Source organism: Pseudomonas sp. yb_9 (assembly GCF_043103635.1).
Taxonomy (GTDB): Bacteria; Pseudomonadota; Gammaproteobacteria; order Pseudomonadales; family Pseudomonadaceae; genus Aquipseudomonas; species Aquipseudomonas monteilii.
This window is the reverse complement of the sequence record NZ_JBICKA010000051.1, coordinates 39,661-56,715: the sequence shown is the minus strand read 5'-3', so window position 1 is coordinate 56,715 and position 17,055 is coordinate 39,661. Positions and strand designations below refer to the sequence as shown.

18 protein-coding genes are annotated in these 17,055 nt (G+C 63.7%); 2 read left to right on the top strand and 16 right to left on the bottom strand.

The genetic code is table 11. The features are described from left to right. Window positions 1-68 precede the first annotated feature (68 nt). The 14 genes from hemN to ccoN (ACF8MI_RS14465) form a co-directional block, all read right to left on the bottom strand. Window positions 69-1,451, bottom strand: coding sequence for an oxygen-independent coproporphyrinogen III oxidase (hemN, locus tag ACF8MI_RS14530; protein WP_104834256.1), 1,383 nt, complete (start codon window positions 1,449-1,451; stop codon window positions 69-71). Between the two features lie 104 nt (window positions 1,452-1,555). After that, a complete protein-coding gene (locus ACF8MI_RS14525) occupies window positions 1,556-2,239 on the bottom strand; it encodes a sulfite exporter TauE/SafE family protein (protein WP_027615219.1) in 684 nt (227 codons plus the stop codon). Then, window positions 2,232-2,447: a cbb3-type cytochrome oxidase assembly protein CcoS gene (gene ccoS / locus ACF8MI_RS14520; protein WP_021783040.1), complete on the bottom strand. Its 216-nt coding sequence runs from the start codon at window positions 2,445-2,447 to the stop codon at window positions 2,232-2,234. Before ccoS ends, ACF8MI_RS14525 begins: the two co-directional genes overlap by 8 nt. Beyond that, entirely contained in the window at window positions 2,426-4,900 is a 2,475-nt protein-coding gene (locus ACF8MI_RS14515) for a heavy metal translocating P-type ATPase (protein ID WP_104834257.1), read from the bottom strand. The genes ccoS and ACF8MI_RS14515 overlap by 22 nt, the downstream gene beginning before the upstream one ends. Window positions 4,901-5,093: 193 nt before the next feature. Then, window positions 5,094-5,621 (bottom strand): FixH family protein, encoded by a 528-nt coding sequence (locus ACF8MI_RS14510; protein WP_060499657.1) that lies wholly within the window; start codon window positions 5,619-5,621, stop codon window positions 5,094-5,096. A 15-nt stretch (window positions 5,622-5,636) separates the two neighbouring features. After that, on the bottom strand, window positions 5,637-7,052 hold the full coding sequence (gene ccoG / locus ACF8MI_RS14505; protein WP_060499658.1) for a cytochrome c oxidase accessory protein CcoG: 1,416 nt from the start codon (window positions 7,050-7,052) through the stop codon (window positions 5,637-5,639). A 258-nt stretch (window positions 7,053-7,310) separates the two neighbouring features. Continuing rightward, window positions 7,311-8,291: a cytochrome-c oxidase, cbb3-type subunit III gene (gene ccoP / locus ACF8MI_RS14500; protein ID WP_060499659.1), complete on the bottom strand. Its 981-nt coding sequence runs from the start codon at window positions 8,289-8,291 to the stop codon at window positions 7,311-7,313. Next, the gene (locus ACF8MI_RS14495; protein ID WP_003254287.1) at window positions 8,288-8,479 is read right to left on the bottom strand and encodes a CcoQ/FixQ family Cbb3-type cytochrome c oxidase assembly chaperone; all 192 of its coding nucleotides are present in this window, start codon (window positions 8,477-8,479) and stop codon (window positions 8,288-8,290) included. Before ACF8MI_RS14495 ends, ccoP (ACF8MI_RS14500) begins: the two co-directional genes overlap by 4 nt. Window positions 8,480-8,484: 5 nt before the next feature. Next, a complete protein-coding gene (ccoO, locus tag ACF8MI_RS14490) occupies window positions 8,485-9,093 on the bottom strand; it encodes a cytochrome-c oxidase, cbb3-type subunit II (RefSeq protein WP_016488340.1) in 609 nt (202 codons plus the stop codon). Beyond that, window positions 9,093-10,535, bottom strand: a complete 1,443-nt coding sequence (ccoN, locus tag ACF8MI_RS14485) for a cytochrome-c oxidase, cbb3-type subunit I (RefSeq protein WP_003254284.1) — start codon at window positions 10,533-10,535, stop codon at window positions 9,093-9,095. The genes ccoO (ACF8MI_RS14490) and ccoN (ACF8MI_RS14485) overlap by 1 nt, the downstream gene beginning before the upstream one ends. A 615-nt stretch (window positions 10,536-11,150) precedes the next feature. Beyond that, the gene (gene ccoP, locus ACF8MI_RS14480; protein WP_104834258.1) at window positions 11,151-12,092 is read right to left on the bottom strand and encodes a cytochrome-c oxidase, cbb3-type subunit III; all 942 of its coding nucleotides are present in this window, start codon (window positions 12,090-12,092) and stop codon (window positions 11,151-11,153) included. After that, window positions 12,089-12,283 (bottom strand): cbb3-type cytochrome c oxidase subunit 3, encoded by a 195-nt coding sequence (locus ACF8MI_RS14475; RefSeq protein WP_016711696.1) that lies wholly within the window; start codon window positions 12,281-12,283, stop codon window positions 12,089-12,091. Before ACF8MI_RS14475 ends, ccoP (ACF8MI_RS14480) begins: the two co-directional genes overlap by 4 nt. A gap of 5 nt (window positions 12,284-12,288) precedes the next feature. After that, on the bottom strand, window positions 12,289-12,897 hold the full coding sequence (ccoO, locus tag ACF8MI_RS14470; protein WP_060501205.1) for a cytochrome-c oxidase, cbb3-type subunit II: 609 nt from the start codon (window positions 12,895-12,897) through the stop codon (window positions 12,289-12,291). A 13-nt stretch (window positions 12,898-12,910) separates the two neighbouring features. After that, window positions 12,911-14,335, bottom strand: a complete 1,425-nt coding sequence (ccoN, locus tag ACF8MI_RS14465; protein WP_016488335.1) for a cytochrome-c oxidase, cbb3-type subunit I — start codon at window positions 14,333-14,335, stop codon at window positions 12,911-12,913. A gap of 50 nt (window positions 14,336-14,385) precedes the next feature. On the opposite strand from ccoN (ACF8MI_RS14465), the gene ACF8MI_RS14460 reads away from it, so the two are divergent. Then, on the top strand, window positions 14,386-15,078 hold the full coding sequence (locus ACF8MI_RS14460; protein ID WP_233458191.1) for an alpha/beta family hydrolase: 693 nt from the start codon (window positions 14,386-14,388) through the stop codon (window positions 15,076-15,078). Between the two features lie 51 nt (window positions 15,079-15,129). Here the strand turns inward: ACF8MI_RS14460 and ACF8MI_RS14455 are convergent, their stop codons facing one another. Then, window positions 15,130-15,414 carry a pyrimidine/purine nucleoside phosphorylase gene (locus ACF8MI_RS14455; protein WP_060501200.1) on the bottom strand — a complete coding sequence of 95 codons (285 nt, stop codon included), beginning with the start codon at window positions 15,412-15,414 and terminating at the stop codon, window positions 15,130-15,132. Window positions 15,415-15,487: 73 nt separating this feature from the next. Beyond that, a complete protein-coding gene (locus ACF8MI_RS14450; RefSeq protein ID WP_060501198.1) occupies window positions 15,488-16,039 on the bottom strand; it encodes an exonuclease domain-containing protein in 552 nt (183 codons plus the stop codon). 170 nt (window positions 16,040-16,209) lie between these two features. Between ACF8MI_RS14450 and ACF8MI_RS14445 the strand changes: the two genes are divergently transcribed. Next, on the top strand, window positions 16,210-17,010 hold the full coding sequence (locus ACF8MI_RS14445) for an ABC transporter substrate-binding protein (protein WP_060501196.1): 801 nt from the start codon (window positions 16,210-16,212) through the stop codon (window positions 17,008-17,010). Window positions 17,011-17,055 lie beyond the last annotated feature (45 nt).

Here is a 17,055-nt window from a genome sequence, read left to right as displayed (position 1 = left end):
GGGAGTCCTTGTGTGCCCATAGTGTGCCCGGCAAGGAAACTTGTCCATGCGGTTGAACGCCTCGGTTTTCAGATCACCTGCGAGAAGCGCTGGCGGTTTTGCATGGCCAGGTAGGCGTCGAACACCATGCACACCGAGCGTGCCAGCAAGCGGCCCGCCGGCAAGATGCGGATGCCTTTGTCGTCCAGGCTGATCAGGCCGTCGCGCTGCAAGGTCAGCAGCTCGGGCCAGAGGTCGTTGAAGTAGCCGCGAAAATCGATAGTGAAGGCCTGTTCGATCGGCTCGAAGTCCAGCTCGAAATGGCAGATCAGCTGCTGGATCACGGCCCGGCGGATACGGTCGTCGTGGTTGCACAGCAGGCCGCGCTGGGTGGCCAGCTGGGCGTTGGACAGGCTGTCCTGATAGGTGTTGAGGTCGCTGCTGTTCTGGCAGTACAGGTCGCCGATCTGGCTGATGGCCGACACGCCCAGGCCAATCAGGTCGCAGTGCCCGTGGGTGGTGTAGCCTTGGAAGTTGCGCTGCAGGGTGCCTTCCTCCTGGGCAATGGCCAGCTCGTCGTCGGGCAGGGCGAAGTGGTCCATGCCGATGTAGCGGTAACCGGCGGCGGTCAGTTGGTCGATGGTGGCGTGCAGCATCTCCAGCTTGGCCGCCGCGCTGGGCAGGTCGTTGTTGTCAATGCGCCGCTGCGGCATGAAGCGCTCGGGCAGGTGGGCGTAGTTGAACACCGACAGCCGGTCGGGCTGCAAGCGGATCACCTCTTCGACGGTGCGGGCAAAGCCTTCCGGGGTTTGCTTGGGCAGGCCGTAGATCAGGTCGAGGTTGACCGAGCGGAACTGCAACGTGCGTGCGGCTTCGATCAAGGTGCGGGTTTGCTCAAGGCTTTGCAAGCGGTTGACCGCACGCTGCACGGCAGGGTCCAGGTCCTGCACGCCCAGGCTGACACGGTTGAAACCCAGCTCGCGCAGCAGGCCCATGGTCGACCAGTCGGCTTCGCGGGGGTCGATTTCGATGCCGTAGTCGCCAGAGTCGTCGTCCAGCAGGTGGAAGTGCTGGCGCAGGGTGGCCATCAGCTGGCGCAGTTCCACATGGCTGAGAAAGGTCGGCGTGCCGCCGCCGAAATGCAGCTGTTCAACACGTTGTTTAGGGGCCAGGTGGCAGGCGATTAGCTGGATTTCCTGCTCCAGGCGCTGCAAATAGGGCGCAGCGCGGGCGCGGTCCTTGGTGATGACCTTGTTGCAGGCGCAGTAGTAGCAGATGTTGGCGCAGAACGGCACATGCACGTACAGCGACAGCGGGCGCACGGCTCGACGGCTCTCGCGCAGGGCATGGAGCAGGTCGAACGAGCCCACCTCGCTGTGCAGTTGCACGGCGGTCGGGTAAGAGGTGTAGCGTGGTCCGGCCAGATCGTAGCGGCGGATCAGGTCGGTATCCCAACGTAGGTCGTCGAGCATGAGGGCGGTCCCCGGAAAGAGCAGCAGTGCACCGGAGTCTATGGCCGTCTGTAGGAAACTGTGTTGATTTGTATCAAGGGCATCGGGGCGTCAAAGCGGCCCCATCAATGCCCCATCAGCCAATGCTGGTGCGGCCCGGGCAAGGTCCACACCCCAAACAGCATCACCAACACCCCGCCAGCCACCCGCACACTGCGCCGTCTCAACAAAGCGTTTACCCGCTCTGCTGCCAACCCGGTAGCCAGCAGCACTGGCCACGTCCCCACCCCGAATGCCAGCATCAACGCCGCGCTATACCCGGCGTTGCCCTGGCTGGCCGCCCACAACAGGGTGCTGTACACCAACCCGCACGGCAGCCACCCCCACAGCGCGCCCAGCAACAATGCCCGGGGCAGGCTGGATACCGGTAGCAAGCGCGAAGCGACCGGCTGGATGTGCCGCCACAGCCCCCGGCCCAGCGCTTCGATGCGGGTCAGCCCGCTCCACCAGCCGGCCAGGTACAGCCCCATGGCAATCAGCAGCAGTGCCGCCAGCACCCGCAGTGCCAGTGCTGCCGGGCTGCTGGCCACGGCCCAGCCAGCCAGGCCCAGCAGCAGGCCGGCACAGGCATAGCTGGTAATGCGCCCGAGGTTGTACGCCAGCAGCAGGCGCAAACGCCGGCCACGCTGTTCGGGCGGGATGGCCAGGGTCAGTGCGCCCATCAGGCCGCCGCACATGCCCAGGCAATGGCCGCCGCCAAGCAGGCCAAGGACCAGTGCCGAGCCCAGCAGGGGAAGCAGGTCAGGCACGGGGCGGTGGTTCCTTGTCGGTGTCGGCCGGGGCGTCGTCAGGTTTTACCGCCGCCTGGTGGCGCGGGTCCTGGTCGTCGAAGAGGATACTATGGGCGGGGCCTTCAAGGTCGTCGTACTGGCCGCTGTCCACCGCCCAGAAGAAGATGTACACGGCCACGCCCACCAGCAGCAAAGCGGCGGGAATCATGACATAGAGGGCGGGCATGGCGACTTCCTCCCGGGCAGGGGTGTTTCGGTGTTCGGCAAGGCCGCTGCCGGGTGCATGCGGGTCAGGCGCAGGGCATTGAGCACCACGATCAGCGAGCTGACCGACATGCCGATGGCGGCCCAAACCGGGGTAATCCAGCCGAGCGCGGCAAACGGCAACATCAGGCCATTATACAGCGATGCCCATAGCAGGTTTTCGAGGATGTTGCGGCGGGTGCGGCGGGCCAGGTCGAAGGCCTGCACCAGTGCCTGAAGGCGGTTGGACAGCAGCACCGCATCGGCGCTGGTCTTGGCAAGATCCGTGGCACTGCCCATGGCGATGCTGATATCGGCGGCGGCCAGTACTGGCACGTCGTTGACCCCGTCACCCAGCATCAGCACCTTGCTTCCGGCTGCCTGCAACGCTTTCAGCCGGTCCAGCTTGTCGTCCGGGCGCAGGCCGCCAATGGCCTGGTCTATACCCAGCTGCGCGGCCACTTCGGCGACCATCGGCGAGCTGTCGCCCGACAGCAGCAGCGTACGCCAGCCCCGGGCCTTGCAGGCGGCGAGCAGGGCAGGCGCATCGTCGCGCAGTCGGTCGTCCAGGCCGAGCCAGGCCAGCGGCCCCTGGCGGTCACCCAGCAGCAACCACTGGCCGCGCGGTTCCGGCACGCCGGGGATCTCCGCGCCGCTCAGGGCACAGACGAAGGTGGCCTGGCCAATGCGCAGGCGCTGGCCGTCCACCAGGCCTTCCAGGCCCAGGCCGGGTACGGTCTGCACATCATCCGCGGGTGTGGCGGTGCGGCCAAAGGCGCGGGCGATGGGGTGTTCGGAGCGGTTTTCCAGCGCGGCTGCCAGGGCCAGGCAGCGGTCGGCGGGCAGGCTGCCGAGTGGGCGGATGCTGCGCAGGGTAAGGCGGCCTTCGGTCAGTGTGCCGGTCTTGTCGAAAATCACCGTGTCGATCTGGTTCAGGCCTTCCAGCACATGGCCACGGGTGACCAGCAGGCCGAGCTTGTGCAGGGTGCCGGTGGCGGCGGTCAGCGCCGTTGGCGTGGCCAGGGACAACGCGCAGGGACAGGTGGCTACCAGCATCGCCAGCACGATCCAGAACGCCCGTGCTGGGTCCAGATACCACCACCACAAGCCAATGGCCACGGCGGCCAGCAGCGAGAACAGCAGGAACCACTGCGAGGCCCGGTCGGCGATTTCGGCCAGGCGTGGTTTTTCGGTTTGCGCGCGTTCCAGCAGGCGCACGATGGCCGACAGCCGCGAATCGTGGCCCAGTGCTTCAACCTCCACGTTCAGCGTGCTTTCGACGTTCAGCGTGCCGCCGGTGACCCGTTCGCCCACCCGGCGCGGTTGTGGCAGGTATTCGCCGGTCAGCAGCGATTCATCCACACTGGAGCGGCCTTCGACAATGCGCCCGTCGGCGGGGATCACGGCGCCCGGCAGTACTTGCACCGTGTCGCCGCATTGCAGTTCGCTGAGCAGGATGCGTTCGCTGCGGCCGAGGGCGTCCAGGCGCAGGCACGAGGCCGGCAGCAGGTTGACCAGTTGCGCGGTGGCGGCGGCAGTGCGTTCGCGGGCGCGGCGCTCCAGGTAGCGGCCCGTGAGCAGGAACAGGGCGAACATGCCCACGGTGTCGAAATACAGCTCGCCACTGCCGGTGATGGCGGTCCAGATGCCGGCGCCGAAGGCCAGGCCAATGGCCAGCGATACCGAAACGTCCATGGTCAGGTGGCGGGTGCGCAGGTCGCGTGCTGCGCCTTTGAAGAACGGTGCGCAGCTGTAGAACACGATGGGGATGGTGAGGAACAGCGCCACCCAGCGCAGGATGGTGTGCAGTTCAGGCGACAGGTCGATGTTGAATTCCGGCCAGGTGGCCATGGTTGCCATCATCGCCTGGAACCACAGCAGCCCGGCCACGCCCAGGCGGCGCAGGGCGCTGCGGTTTTCGCGGGCCAGCTGTTCGGCGGCCTGGTCGGGTTGGTAGGGGTGGGCGGCGTAGCCAATCTGGCGCAGCTCGGCCAGCAGGCGCGAGAGCGGCTGTTGCTTGTCGTCCCAGTTCAGCAGCAGACGGTGGTTGGACAGGTTCAGGCGGACTTCGGCGACGCCGGGCAGGTTGCGCAGGTGCTTTTCGATCAGCCAGCCGCAGGCGGCGCAGCTGATGCCTTCGACCAGCAGCGTGGTTTCGGCCAGCTCGCCCTGGTGGCGCACGAAGCTTTGCTGCACGTCGCTACGGTCGTACAGGGCCAGCTCGTCTTGCAGCTGTTTGGGCAAGGCTTCGGGGTTGGCGCTGTTGTCGCTGCGGTGCTGGTAGTAGTGCTCCAGGCCACCGGCAACGATCGACTCGGCCACCGCCTGGCAACCGGGGCAGCAGAACTGCCGAGGCTGGCCAAGGACCACGGCGGTGAAGCGGCTGCCAGCGGGGACGGGCAGGGCGCAGTGGTAGCAGGGGGTGGGCTGGGTCATCACATCATTGCCTTACACATTTCGCGAGCGATACACATTACCTGTGGGAGCGGGCTTGCCCGCGAAGCAGGCGACGCGGTGGATGGCACGGGCTTCGTCCGTGTTCGCGGGCAAGCCCGCTTCCACAGTGATCGCGCCAACTTCTAGTTTTTGTGCAAGACAGTTACTCCCACAAGGGGCGGTGGTGGTGCAGTTATTGGTGTTCAGCACCTTGCAGCGCTTCGTCACCCAGCTGCAAGGTCACCCCATGCTCCACTTTTTCCTCTTCGAACAAGCGCCACACCTGGCCACCTTCGCTCCCCAGCAGCTCAACAAAGCGCCGCCCCTCCACCTTGTCCTCCAGTTGCCCCACATAACGCCCTGCTTCAACCCGGCTCAGCAGCACTCTGCGGTCTTTCTCTGGCTGGGTAGGCGAAATCAGGTTCAGCTCCAGGCTCTGCGGGCCGCTGTTGCCGGTCAGGCGCAGGTCCACTTCGCCGGTGAGCTCGTCCAGGTGCACGCTGGCCTTCAGCCCCAACTGCTGCGCCAGCAGTTCACGGTCCAGCGAGCGGTTGATGCCCTTGCCGGCCTCGTAGTAGTTGTCGTTCACCAGGTTGTCCGGGTTGTTCACGGCGATACTGACCATGGTCAGGCTCAGGCACACCGAGGTGGTGAGGATGCCGATGATGATCCAGGGCCAGAGGTGCTTGTACCAGGGGCTGGCGGCGGTGGCGACAGGCATTGTGCGTTATCTCTCTTAGCGGATCTGTGGGCCGATGAAACGGCTCTTGGCTTCAACCTGGGCGTCACTGTCGTCGGCGCTTTTAAGGATGAAGGTGATTTCGTTGGTGGTCGAGGGCAGCTTCTCGGGGGCCACCGACAGCTGCACCGGAAGGCTGACGATATCACCGGCAGCCACGCGGATCTCGCGCTGGCCTTCAAGCTTGAGGTCTGGCAGGCCGGCGGCGTCCAGTACGTAGACGTGGTCGCGCTGGTCCTTGTTCATCACCTTCAGGCTGTACACGTTCTCGATCCTGCCCTGGGCGTTCTCGCGGTACAGCACGCGGTCTTTGCTGACGTCGAAGCCGACCAGCGAGCGGGTGGCGAAGGCGGTGGCCAGGCCGATGATCATCACCAGCAGCACCACGGCATAGCCGATCAGGCGCGGGCGCAGCATGTGGGTCTTCTGCCCGGACAGGTTGTGTTCAGTGGTGTAGCTGATAAGCCCTTTGGGGTAGTTCATCTTGTCCATGATGCCGTCACAGGCGTCGATGCACGCGGCGCAGCCAATGCACTCGATCTGCAGGCCGTCACGGATGTCGATGCCGGTAGGGCAGACCTGGACGCACATGGTGCAGTCGATGCAGTCGCCCAGCCCCTGTGCCTTGTAGTCGGCATCCTTTTTACGCGGGCCGCGGGTTTCGCCGCGGCGCGGGTCGTAGGAAACGATCAGTGTGTCCTTGTCGAACATCACGCTCTGGAAGCGGGCGTAGGGGCACATGTAAACGCACACCTGTTCGCGCAGCCAGCCGGCGTTGCCGTAGGTGGCGAGGGTGAAGAACCCGACCCAGAAGTAGGCCCAGCCATCGGCCTGGCCTGTGAAGAATTCGATGACCAGTTCGCGGATGGGCGAGAAATAGCCCACAAAGGTCATGCCGGTGACGAAACCGATCAGCAGCCACAGGCTGTGCTTGGCGAATTTGCGCAGGAACTTGTTGCCGCTCATGGGGGCTTTGTCGAGCTTCATGCGCTGGTTGCGGTCGCCTTCGGTGACTTTTTCGCACCACATGAAAATCCATGTCCACACGCTTTGCGGGCAGGTGTAGCCGCACCACACCCGGCCGGCGAACACGGTGATGAAGAACAGGCCGAAGGCGGCGACGATCAGGATGCCCGACAGTAGGATGAAGTCCTGCGGCCAGATGGTGGCGCCGAAAATGTAGAACTTGCGCTCGGGCAGGTTCCACCATACGGCCTGGTGACCACCCCAGTTCAGCCATACGGTGCCGAAGTAGAGCAGGAACAACACGGCACCACCGACCATGCGCAGGCGGCGGAACAGGCCGGTGAAGGCGCGGGTGTAGATCTTTTCCCGGGAGGCGTAGAGGTCGACGGAATCCTTCCCTTTGCTGGCAGGCGGGGTGACGTCATGTACCGGAATTTGCTTGCTCATCATCAAGTCCCACGGCAGTGGAGAAACGCCGCGGCCAGTGCGTGCCGGCCGCAGTCTCGCGCAATCTGCTAGCGCTCTACGGCCCATGATACGCCGCTGATGGCGGTATGGGGTCGCACTGCGACCTTTAGTCGCGTTGGGTTTGTGGTGTGAATCGTGTTATGGCGGGTGTCAATTGATCCAGGTCAGTCTGGCGGTGGAAAACCTTTGTCAGTGCTGGCCTCTTCGCGGGCTTGCCCGCGAAGAGGCCAGGCCTGCTTACTCGGTCTTGGCCGGCGCCTGGTCCTGATGCGACAGGCTGTACACATAAGCCGCCAGCAAGTGCACCTTGTCATTACCCTGCAACTGTTCCTGCGCCGGCATCTGCCCCTGGCGACCATAACGGATGGTCTGTTGCAGCTGGGCAAAGCTGGACCCGTAGATGAACGCCTGCGGGTGGGTCAGGTTCGGTGCGCCCATGGCCGGTGTGCCTTTGCCTTCCGGCCCGTGGCAGGCCACGCAGTTGGCTGCGAAGATCTTCTGACCGTTCTCGGCATCGGCCTTGACGCCTTCCGGCAGGGTGCGGCCATCCAGCTTGCTGACCACGAACGCCGCCACGTCGGCCACGCCCTGATCACCGATCACCTCGGCCCAGGCCGGCATCACGCCGTGGCGGCCGCCCATGATGGTGGTCTTGATGGTGTCGGGCTCACCGCCCCAGCGCCAGTCGTTGTCGGTGAGGTTAGGGAAGCCGAAGGCACCCTTGGCGTCGGAACCGTGGCACACCGAGCAGTTGGAGGCGAACAGCCGTGCGCCCATTTTCAGCGCCTGCGGGTCCTTGGCCACGTCCTCGATGGGCATGGCGGCGAACTTGGCGAAGATCGGCCCGAAGCGGGCGTCGGCCTTGGCCATTTCCTTTTCCCACTCGTGCACACCGGTCCAGCCCGGCTGGCCGTTGGAAAACTCGGTCTGCTTTTCGTTGTCCAGGTACGAGTAGCCCGGCAGCACGCCTTTCCAGTTGCCCAGGCCCGGGTACAGCACCAGGTAGCCAAGGGCGAAGATGATGGTGCCGACGAACAGCCAGAACCACCATTTCGGCAGTGGGTTGTCGTACTCCTCGATGCCATCGAAGGCATGCCCGACGGTTTCGTCGGTCACTTCTTCGCGCTGCCCCTTGCGGGTGGACAGCAGCAGCCAGGTCAACGAGAAGATGGTGCCCAGGGTCAGGACGGTAACGTACAGACTCCAGAAGGTTGTCATTGTTGTTTGCTCCCAGAAGCTTTTGCTTGCTCGACGTGCCGGGTGGCCTCGGGGTCATCCGCGAAGGGCAGTTGGGTTGCTTCGTCGAAGTCCTTTTTACGCCGTGGGTTGAACACCCACAGCGCCAGGCCCACGAAGGCCACCATCACCACGACGGTGCCCAGGCCGCGAATCATCCCGATATCCATCAGCGTCACCGTTTGCTTTTGATGATGGTGCCAAGACCCTGCAGGTACGCGACGATAGCGTCCATTTCGGTCTTGCCCTTGACCGCGTCACGCGCGCCGGCTATGTCGGCGTCGGTGTACGGGGTGCCGAGTGTGCGCAGCACTTCCAGTTTTTTCGCGGTGTCCTTGCCGTCGAGCTTGTTCTCGACCAGCCACGGGTAGGACGGCATCTTTGACTCCGGTACCACGTTGCGCGGGTTGTACAGGTGCGCGCGGTGCCAGTCATCGGAGTAGCGGCCACCCACGCGGGCCAGGTCCGGCCCGGTACGCTTGGAGCCCCACAGGAACGGGTGGTCCCACACGCTTTCGCCGGCTACCGAGTAGTGGCCGTAGCGCTCGGTTTCGGCGCGGAACGGGCGGATCATCTGCGAGTGGCAGCCCACGCAACCTTCGCGGATGTAGATGTCGCGGCCTTCCACTTCCAGCGCGGTGCGCGGCTTCATGCCTTCAACGGGTTTGTTGGTGACGTCCTGGAAAAACAGCGGGACGATCTGGGTCAGGCCACCGACGCTCACGGCGATGACCATGAAGAAGGCCAGCAGGCCTATGTTCTTCTCGACGGCTTCATGCTTCATCAGTGCGCTCCCACAACGACGATCTTGGCGGCTTCCTCGGCCTGTGCCGGGTTGGCGGCACGTACGGTACGGAACACGTTGTAGGCCATCAGCAGCATGCCGCTGGCGAAGAACGCACCGCCCAGGGCGCGGACGATATAGCCAGGGTGGCTGGCCTGCAGGGCTTCGACGAAGGAGTAGGTGAGGGTGCCGTCATCGTTGATGGCGCGCCACATCAGGCCTTGGGTGATGCCGTTGACCCACATCGAGGCGATGTACAGCACGGTACCGATGGTGGCGAGCCAGAAGTGCGCGTTGATCAGGCCGATGCTGTGCATCTGCTCGCGGCCGTAGAGTTTCGGGATCATGTGGTACACGGCACCGATCGAGATCATGGCCACCCAGCCGAGGGCGCCGGCGTGGACGTGGCCGATGGTCCAGTCGGTGTAGTGCGACAGTGAGTTCACGGTCTTGATGGCCATCATCGGGCCTTCGAAGGTGGACATGCCGTAGAACGCCAGCGAAACGACCAAAAAGCGCAGGATCGGGTCGGTGCGCAGTTTGTGCCAGGCGCCCGACAGGGTCATCATGCCGTTGATCATGCCGCCCCAGCTTGGCGCCAGCAGGATGATCGACATCACCATGCCCAGCGACTGTGCCCAGTCAGGCAGGGCGGTGTAGTGCAGGTGGTGAGGGCCGGCCCAGATGTACAGGGTGATCAGCGCCCAGAAGTGGACGATCGACAGGCGATACGAGTAGATCGGCCGCTCGGCCTGCTTGGGCACGAAGTAGTACATCATCCCCAGGAAGCCGGTGGTGAGGAAGAAGCCCACGGCGTTGTGGCCGTACCACCACTGGATCATCGCGTCGGTGGCGCCGGAGTACGCCGAGTACGACTTGAACAGGCTCACTGGCAGCGAGATGTGGTTGACGATGTGCAGCATCGCGGTCACCACGATGAAGGCGCCGTAGAACCAGTTGCCGACATAGATGTGCTTGGTCTTGCGCTTGACGATGGTGCCGAAGAACACCAACCCGTAGGTCACCCAGACGATGGCCAGCAGGATCGCCAGCGGCCATTCGAGCTCGGCGTACTCCTTGGTGGTGGTATAGCCCATCGGCAGGGTGATCAGCGCGCCGACGATCACCGCCTGCCAACCCCAGAAGGTGAAGGCCGCCATGCTGTCGGAGATCAGCCGGGTCTGGCAGGTGCGCTGCACCACGTAGTAGCTGGTGCCGAACAGCGCGCAGCCCCCGAAGGCGAAGATCACCAGGTTGGTGTGCAGCGGGCGCAGGCGGCCGAAGCTGGTCCAGGGCAGGTCCAGATTCAGTTGCGGCCATACCAGCTGCGAGGCGATGAAGACGCCGAGGCCCATGCCAAGGATCCCCCAGACCACCGTCATGATGGCGAACTGGCGGACGACCTTATAGTTATAAGCAGTCGGACTGATTGCTGTGCTCATGCTAAGGTTCCACGGTTTTAATGTTCTTGTTGGTCGAAAAATCGGCGCCAGTATTGATAACCATCAGGGTTACCGCAACGCAACTTTGGTACGCCGACCCGTGTCCGAGCCCGTTCGCTGATGTCCCGCAGCGATCGGGTCCGGACGATTGTACACAAATAAATATTTGTAATGTGTACCGTTTTCCATCTTTTTCTGATCGATCGGTCAGGCTTTTTATCGGGACGGCGACAGGCTATGCGCCGCGTCTGCATCGGTCCTTTCGGAGCGAAGCCCACTGAGGCAACAAGCTTAGTTCTGTTCGGAGGGGGTGCAAGGAGGGGGTAGGGTGGGGGTAAGGCTTTCGTGTTGTGGTGGGGCGGATATCGAGCGCCGCCCGCGCGGCGCATCGCGAGCTGCGCTCGCTCCTACGTTTGCTTCGGGCCAGTAACGCCTGTTACAGGCGCGCGCGACCGCCTTGTTTGTACGACCCGATATTACGCCATGCGCCAAGGCGTTCGCGCGCAAATCCCCCAGGAATAATTGGCCCGAAACAGACGTAGGAGCGAGCGCAGCTCGCGATGCGCCGCGCGGGCGGCGCTCGGTCTCACAGGCGCCGAATCCCTCTCGGCGAACTCATTTGGCGGTCACAGTTTCAGCAGCGCCATCCTGCGACAGGCTATACACATAAGCCGCCAGCAGGTGCACCTTGTCGTTGCCCTGGATCTCGGCCTGCGCCGGCATCTGCCCTTGGCGACCATAACGAATGGTCTGCTGCAACTGGGCAAAGCTCGACCCATAGATGAACGCCTGCGGGTGGGTCAGGTCTGGCGCGCCCATGGCGGGAGTGCCTTTGCCTTCCGGTCCGTGGCAGGCCACGCAGTTGCCGGCGAAGATCTCCTTGCCCTTGGCCGGGTCGGCCTTGGCGCCTTCCGGCAGGGTGCGGCCGTCCATGCTGGTCAGCACGTACGCGGCCACATCGGCCACACCCTGCTCGCCGATCACCTCGGCCCAGGCCGGCATCACACCATGGCGGCCGTTCATGATCGACGCCTTGATGGTTTCCGCATCGCCGCCCCAGCGCCAGTCCTTGTCGGTGAGGTTGGGGAAGCCGAAGGCACCCTTGGCGTCCGAGCCATGGCACACCGAGCAGTTGGAGGCAAACAGGCGGCCACCCATTTTCAGCGCTTGCGGGTCTTTGGCGACTTCTTCCACGGGCATGGCAGCGTACTTGGCGAAGATCGGGCCGAATTTGGCATCGGCCCTGTCCATTTCCTTCTGCCATTCGTTGGCGCCAGTCCAGCCGTTTTCATAACCCGGCAAGATGCCTTTCCAGTTGCCCAGGCCCGGGTAGAGGATCAGGTAGCCGACCGAGAACACCAAGGTGCCGACGAACAGCCAGAACCACCACTTGGGCAGCGGGTTGTCGTACTCCTCGATGCCGTCGAAGCTGTGGCCCATGGTCTGGTCGGTGGTGTTCTTGCTCTCGCCCTTGCGGGTGGCGAGCAACAGCCAGGTCAGGCCAATCAGGCTACCGATGGTTAGTACGCTGATGTACGTACTCCAGAAGGTGGTCATTGCCCGTTACTCCTTTTTGCAGCAGGTTCCTGCCCGGCAGGGGGCAGGCGGTCGTCGACGAAGGGCAGCAGGCGCGCTTCGGCGAAATCACGGTCGCGGCGGCGGTTGAATACCCACAGCGAGAGGCCGATGAAGGCGATCATCACCACCAGGGTGCCCAGGCCGCGGATCATGCCGATGTCCAGTTCCATCGCACTCACCTCTTGTTCTTGATCGCGGTGCCGAGCACCTGCAGGTAGGCGACCAGCGCGTCCATCTCGGTCTTGCCCTTGACCGCGTCGCGGGCGCCGGCAATGTCGTCGTCGGAGTACGGCACGCCCAGGGTGCGCAGGGTGCGCATCTTGGTGTCGGTGTGGCTGTTGTCGACCTGCTGGGCGACCAGCCACGGGTACGACGGCATCTTCGACTCCGGTACCACGTTGCGGGGGTTGTACAGGTGCGCGCGGTGCCAGTCGTCCGAGTAGCGGCCGCCCACGCGGGCCAGGTCTGGCCCGGTGCGCTTGGAGCCCCACAGGAACGGGTGGTCCCATACGCTTTCACCGGCTACCGAGTAGTGGCCGTAGCGCTCGGTTTCGGCGCGGAACGGGCGGATCATCTGCGAGTGGCAGCCCACGCAGCCTTCGCGGATGTAGATATCGCGGCCTTCCAGCTGCAGCGCGGTGTAGGGCTTCATGCCTTCCACCGGCTTGTTGGTGACGTCCTGGAAGAACAGCGGGACGATCTGGGTCAGGCCGCCGATGCTGACGGCGAACACCATCAGCAGGGCCATCAGGCCGACGTTTTTCTCGATGACTTCATGTTTCATCAGGCGTTTCTCCTCAAGCCAACTGGGCGTTCGCAGGGGCGACATCAAGCGCTGGCGAACGCACGGTGCGCCAGGTGTTCCAGGCCATCAGGAACATGCCGCTGAGGAAGATCGCGCCGCCGACGAAGCGCACGACAAAGCCTGGGTGGCTGGCCACCAGGGTTTCCACGAACGAGTACGTGAGCGTGCCGTCGCTGTTGACCGCGCGCCACATCAGGCCCTGGGCGATGCCGTTGACCCACATCGAGGCGATGTACAGCACGGTGCCGATGGTGGCCAGCCAGAAGTGCGCGTTGATCAGGCCGAGGCTGTACATGCGCTCTTTGCCGAACACTTTCGGGATGGTGTGGTACAGCGCGCCGATCGAGATCATCGCCACCCAGCCGAGGGCGCCGGCGTGCACGTGGCCGATGGTCCAGTCGGTGTAGTGGGACAGGGCGTTGACCGTCTTGATGGCCATCATCGGGCCTTCGAAGGTGGACATGCCGTAGAACGCCAGGGACACCACCAAAAAGCGCAGGATCGGGTCGCTGCGCAGTTTGTGCCAGGCGCCCGACAGGGTCATCATGCCGTTGATCATGCCGCCCCAGCTCGGTGCCAGCAGGATCAGCGACATCACCATGCCCAGCGATTGCGCCCAGTCGGGCAGGGCGGTGTAGTGCAGGTGGTGCGGGCCGGCCCAGATGTACAGTGTGATCAGCGCCCAGAAGTGCACGATCGACAGGCGATAGGAATACACCGGGCGTTCGGCCTGCTTGGGCACGTAGTAGTACATCATCCCCAGGAAGCCCGCAGTCAGGAAGAAGCCTACCGCGTTGTGGCCGTACCACCACTGCACCATGGCATCGGTAGCGCCGGCGTATACCGAATACGACTTGGTCAGGCTGACTGGCAGTTCCAGGTTGTTGACGATGTGCAGCAGCGCCACGGTCAGGATGAAGGCCCCGAAGAACCAGTTACCCACGTAGATGTGTTTGGTGTTGCGCTTCATCAGCGTGCCGAAGAACACGATGGCGTAGGCCACCCAGACGATGGTGATCAGGATGTCGATCGGCCATTCCAGTTCGGCGTATTCCTTGGAGCTGGTGTAGCCCAGCGGCAGGCTGATGGCCGCCAGCAGGATCACCAGTTGCCAGCCCCAGAAGGTGAACGCGGCCAGGCCCGGTGCGAACAGGGTGGTCTGGCAGGTGCGTTGCACCGAATAATAGGAGGTGGCGAACAGCGCGCAGCCGCCGAAAGCGAAGATCACCGCATTGGTATGCAGGGGGCGCAGGCGGCCGAAGCTGGTCCAGGGGAGGTCGAAGTTGAGGGAAGGCCAGGCGAGCTGGGCGGCGATGAAGACGCCGAGCCCCATCCCGACGATTCCCCACACCACCGTCATGATGGCGAATTGGCGGACCACCTTGTAGTTATAGGCGGTACTGCTGGTTGTGTTCATGTATGGGTTCCCATCCACGGTTATTTGGCAGGCTTTACAGCGAGGCAAGCATGATTAATGGGCAAAGTGCCGGTATTGACGGGGATCAATGGGCGAAGGTCGGAAATGTCCCAGGCTTGCGCTGCGATCCTCCACAGGTTCAGGGTAAGGACGGCTACAAGGGCTGCCTGATCCTGGCCCACGGCGCAGGTGCGCCGATGGACAGCGGGTTCATGGACGAAATGGCGCAAAGGCTTGCGGCGCTTGGGGTGGCGGTCGTGCGCTTCGAGTTTCCGTACATGGCCGAGCGCAGGGTTACCGGTGGCAAGCGGCCGCCGAACCCGCAGAAGGTGTTACTGGAATGCTGGCGCGAGGTGTACCGGCAGGTGCGACCTTTGGTCGCGGGCAGGTTGGCGGTGGGTGGCAAGTCCATGGGCGGGCGCATGGCCAGCCTGCTGGCCGACGAACTGGGTGCGGATGCACTGGTGTGCCTGGGCTATCCCTTTTACGCGGTGGGTAAACCTGAGAAGCCGCGCGTGGAGCACCTGACCGGGTTGAAAACACCGACGTTGATCGTGCAGGGCGAGCGCGATGCGCTGGGCAACCGTGAGGCGGTGGCAGGGTATGCGTTGCCGCCGTCGATCGAAGTGAGCTGGCTAGTGGCGGGGGACCATGACCTGAAGCCGTTGAAGGCTTCGGGGTTCAGCCATGAGCAGCATTTGCAGACGGCGGCTGAAAAGGTTGCGGCATTCCTGAAGGGTTAGTGCTGGATTCTTCGCGGGCGAGCCCGCGAAGAGGCCGGAACGGGCTACCGCTTAGTCGCGGTACTCGCACAGGTAAGCGGTATCCACTTTCACCTGCAGCTGGAACTTGCTGTCAGCCGGTACATTGAACTTGTCGCCCGCCTTGAAGGTTTCCCAGTTGTCGCTGCCTGGCAGCTTCACGGTCAGCGCACCCGACACCACATGCATGATCTCGCGTTTGGCGGTACCGAACTCGTATTCGCCCGGGGCCATCACGCCGACAGTGGCCGGGCCTTCTTCGCCCGTGAATGCGATCGACTTGACGGTGCCGTTGAAGTACTCGTTGACCTGGAACATGGGCGACTCCTGAACAGGGTGATGAAAAATGGCTGGCCAGTATGCCCAAGCCCATTGCCTGCGTCATCTGCTTTCAGGGGCCATTGGCGGGGAGCGTCAGCGGCAGCAACCGCGCCGTATTGCGCGCGTCTTCCAGCGCCCTGTGCTGCTGCCCGCAAAAGTGCATGCCGGCCAGTTGCAAGGCCCCGTTCAAACCCGTGGGGCGTTGCAGGTGACGGGCTTTGGCAAACCGTTGTTTGAGGTTGATGTGCGGCAGGGTGCGCAGCAGGCTGTCGAGCCCGTGCTGCTGCCATTCCTGGTGCAGTTGCTGGCGGTCGTAGTCGCCCCAGCTGACCCAGGCCTGAAGCTGCCCACGGTGGTGCCCGAGCCAGCGCTCGAAGCTTGCCCACACCTCGTGAAACGGTGCGGCGCCGTCCACGCTGGCCTGGCTGATGTGCGTCAGCTCACGGCAGAACGGGGTAAGCTGCGGACGCCGCCGTGGCCGCACAAAACGCTGGAAGTGGTCAACCTCGCGGCCTTCGCGGGTGACCAGGCTTGCGCCGATTTCAATGATTTCCATCTCTGTGACCGGCCACCCACCATCGTCGGTGGTGGCTTCCAGGTCGATCACCAACCAATGGCCCATACCAGGCTCCCTTGCAGATCCTGCTAGAGCGTAGCCAATGTCGGGGCATACGGCACCCTATGGCATTTTGCCGCCTGCTTTGGCACAAAGATGGGAACCGGCAGTTGTGCCGTCAAGGGAAAACGCCTAGCTTAGACGGACCCAGGCATGAACCGTGATGAGTGTCCGTCTTGACTCCAGCGCCCGGCCTCAAGGCCCTGTCCTCCCTGATGCTGCTGGCCGTGTACTGGCTGGCGGTGCCGGCATGGGCCGCAGATGCCGTCGAGGTGAAGATCGGCGCTGCGCACTTCCCGCCTTACACGGTGCGCCCCGAACAGGGGGCCGACACCGGCCTGCTGCCGCAATTGGTCGACGCGCTCAACCGCTTGCAACAGGCTTACCACTTCGTCCTGGTGCCCACGTCCATCCAGCGGCGTTTTGGTGACTTCCAGCAGGGCCGCACCGACATGGCCATTTTCGAGAACCCGCAATGGGGCTGGGAGCAGATTGCCCACCAGACCGTGGACATGGGCCTGGAAGATGCCGAAGTGTTCGTCGCCCGCCAGGCCAATGGCCGTGACCCGCATTACTTCGACGACCTGCGCGGCAAACGCCTGGCCTTGTTCAACGGCTACCATTACGCGTTCGCCCGCTTCAACCCCGACCCGGACTACCTGCGCAAGGCGTACAACGCGACCCTGACCTACTCCCATGACAGCAACCTGCTGATGGTGCAGGCCGGCCGCGCCGACATCGCCCTGGTCACGCGCTCCTACCTCAGTGACTTCATGGCGCGCAACCCGGCCAGCAAGGCGCAGCTTGTGCCCTCGCAGCGCATTGATCAGGTGTATCACCACTACGCCTTGCTGCGCCCGGGGGCGCCTATCGGCCAGCAGTCGTTCGCCGGCCTGCTGCGAGACCTGCGTGACAGCGGTGAGCTGGCCCGGATCTTCGAGCCTTACCGTATCACCGTCTTGGCCCCGAAAGACTAAATTCACGCGCCACGGCAACGTTCTCAGCAGTGAGCCTTTTCTTCA

Coding starts and splice junctions, on each gene's coding strand:
- ACF8MI_RS14510 (WP_060499657.1), bottom strand. CDS start 5,621: ATGCCTGTCGCCACCGCCGCCAGCCCCTGGTACAAGCACCTCTGGCCC.
- ACF8MI_RS14515 (WP_104834257.1), bottom strand. CDS start 4,900: ATGACCCAGCCCACCCCCTGCTACCACTGCGCCCTGCCCGTCCCCGCT.
- ACF8MI_RS14495 (WP_003254287.1), bottom strand. CDS start 8,479: ATGGATATCGGGATGATTCGCGGCCTGGGCACCGTCGTGGTGATGGTG.
- ccoP (WP_104834258.1), bottom strand. CDS start 12,092: ATGACCACCTTCTGGAGTACGTACATCAGCGTACTAACCATCGGTAGC.
- ccoP (WP_060499659.1), bottom strand. CDS start 8,291: ATGACAACCTTCTGGAGTCTGTACGTTACCGTCCTGACCCTGGGCACC.
- ccoS (WP_021783040.1), bottom strand. CDS start 2,447: ATGCCCGCCCTCTATGTCATGATTCCCGCCGCTTTGCTGCTGGTGGGC.
- ccoO (WP_016488340.1), bottom strand. CDS start 9,093: ATGAAGCATGAAGCCGTCGAGAAGAACATAGGCCTGCTGGCCTTCTTC.
- ccoN (WP_016488335.1), bottom strand. CDS start 14,335: ATGAACACAACCAGCAGTACCGCCTATAACTACAAGGTGGTCCGCCAA.
- hemN (WP_104834256.1), bottom strand. CDS start 1,451: ATGCTCGACGACCTACGTTGGGATACCGACCTGATCCGCCGCTACGAT.
- ACF8MI_RS14460 (WP_233458191.1), top strand. CDS start 14,386: ATGATTAATGGGCAAAGTGCCGGTATTGACGGGGATCAATGGGCGAAG.
- ccoN (WP_003254284.1), bottom strand. CDS start 10,535: ATGAGCACAGCAATCAGTCCGACTGCTTATAACTATAAGGTCGTCCGC.
- ACF8MI_RS14455 (WP_060501200.1), bottom strand. CDS start 15,414: ATGTTCCAGGTCAACGAGTACTTCAACGGCACCGTCAAGTCGATCGCA.
- ACF8MI_RS14475 (WP_016711696.1), bottom strand. CDS start 12,283: ATGGAACTGGACATCGGCATGATCCGCGGCCTGGGCACCCTGGTGGTG.
- ACF8MI_RS14450 (WP_060501198.1), bottom strand. CDS start 16,039: ATGGGCCATTGGTTGGTGATCGACCTGGAAGCCACCACCGACGATGGT.
- ccoG (WP_060499658.1), bottom strand. CDS start 7,052: ATGAGCAAGCAAATTCCGGTACATGACGTCACCCCGCCTGCCAGCAAA.
- ccoO (WP_060501205.1), bottom strand. CDS start 12,897: ATGAAACATGAAGTCATCGAGAAAAACGTCGGCCTGATGGCCCTGCTG.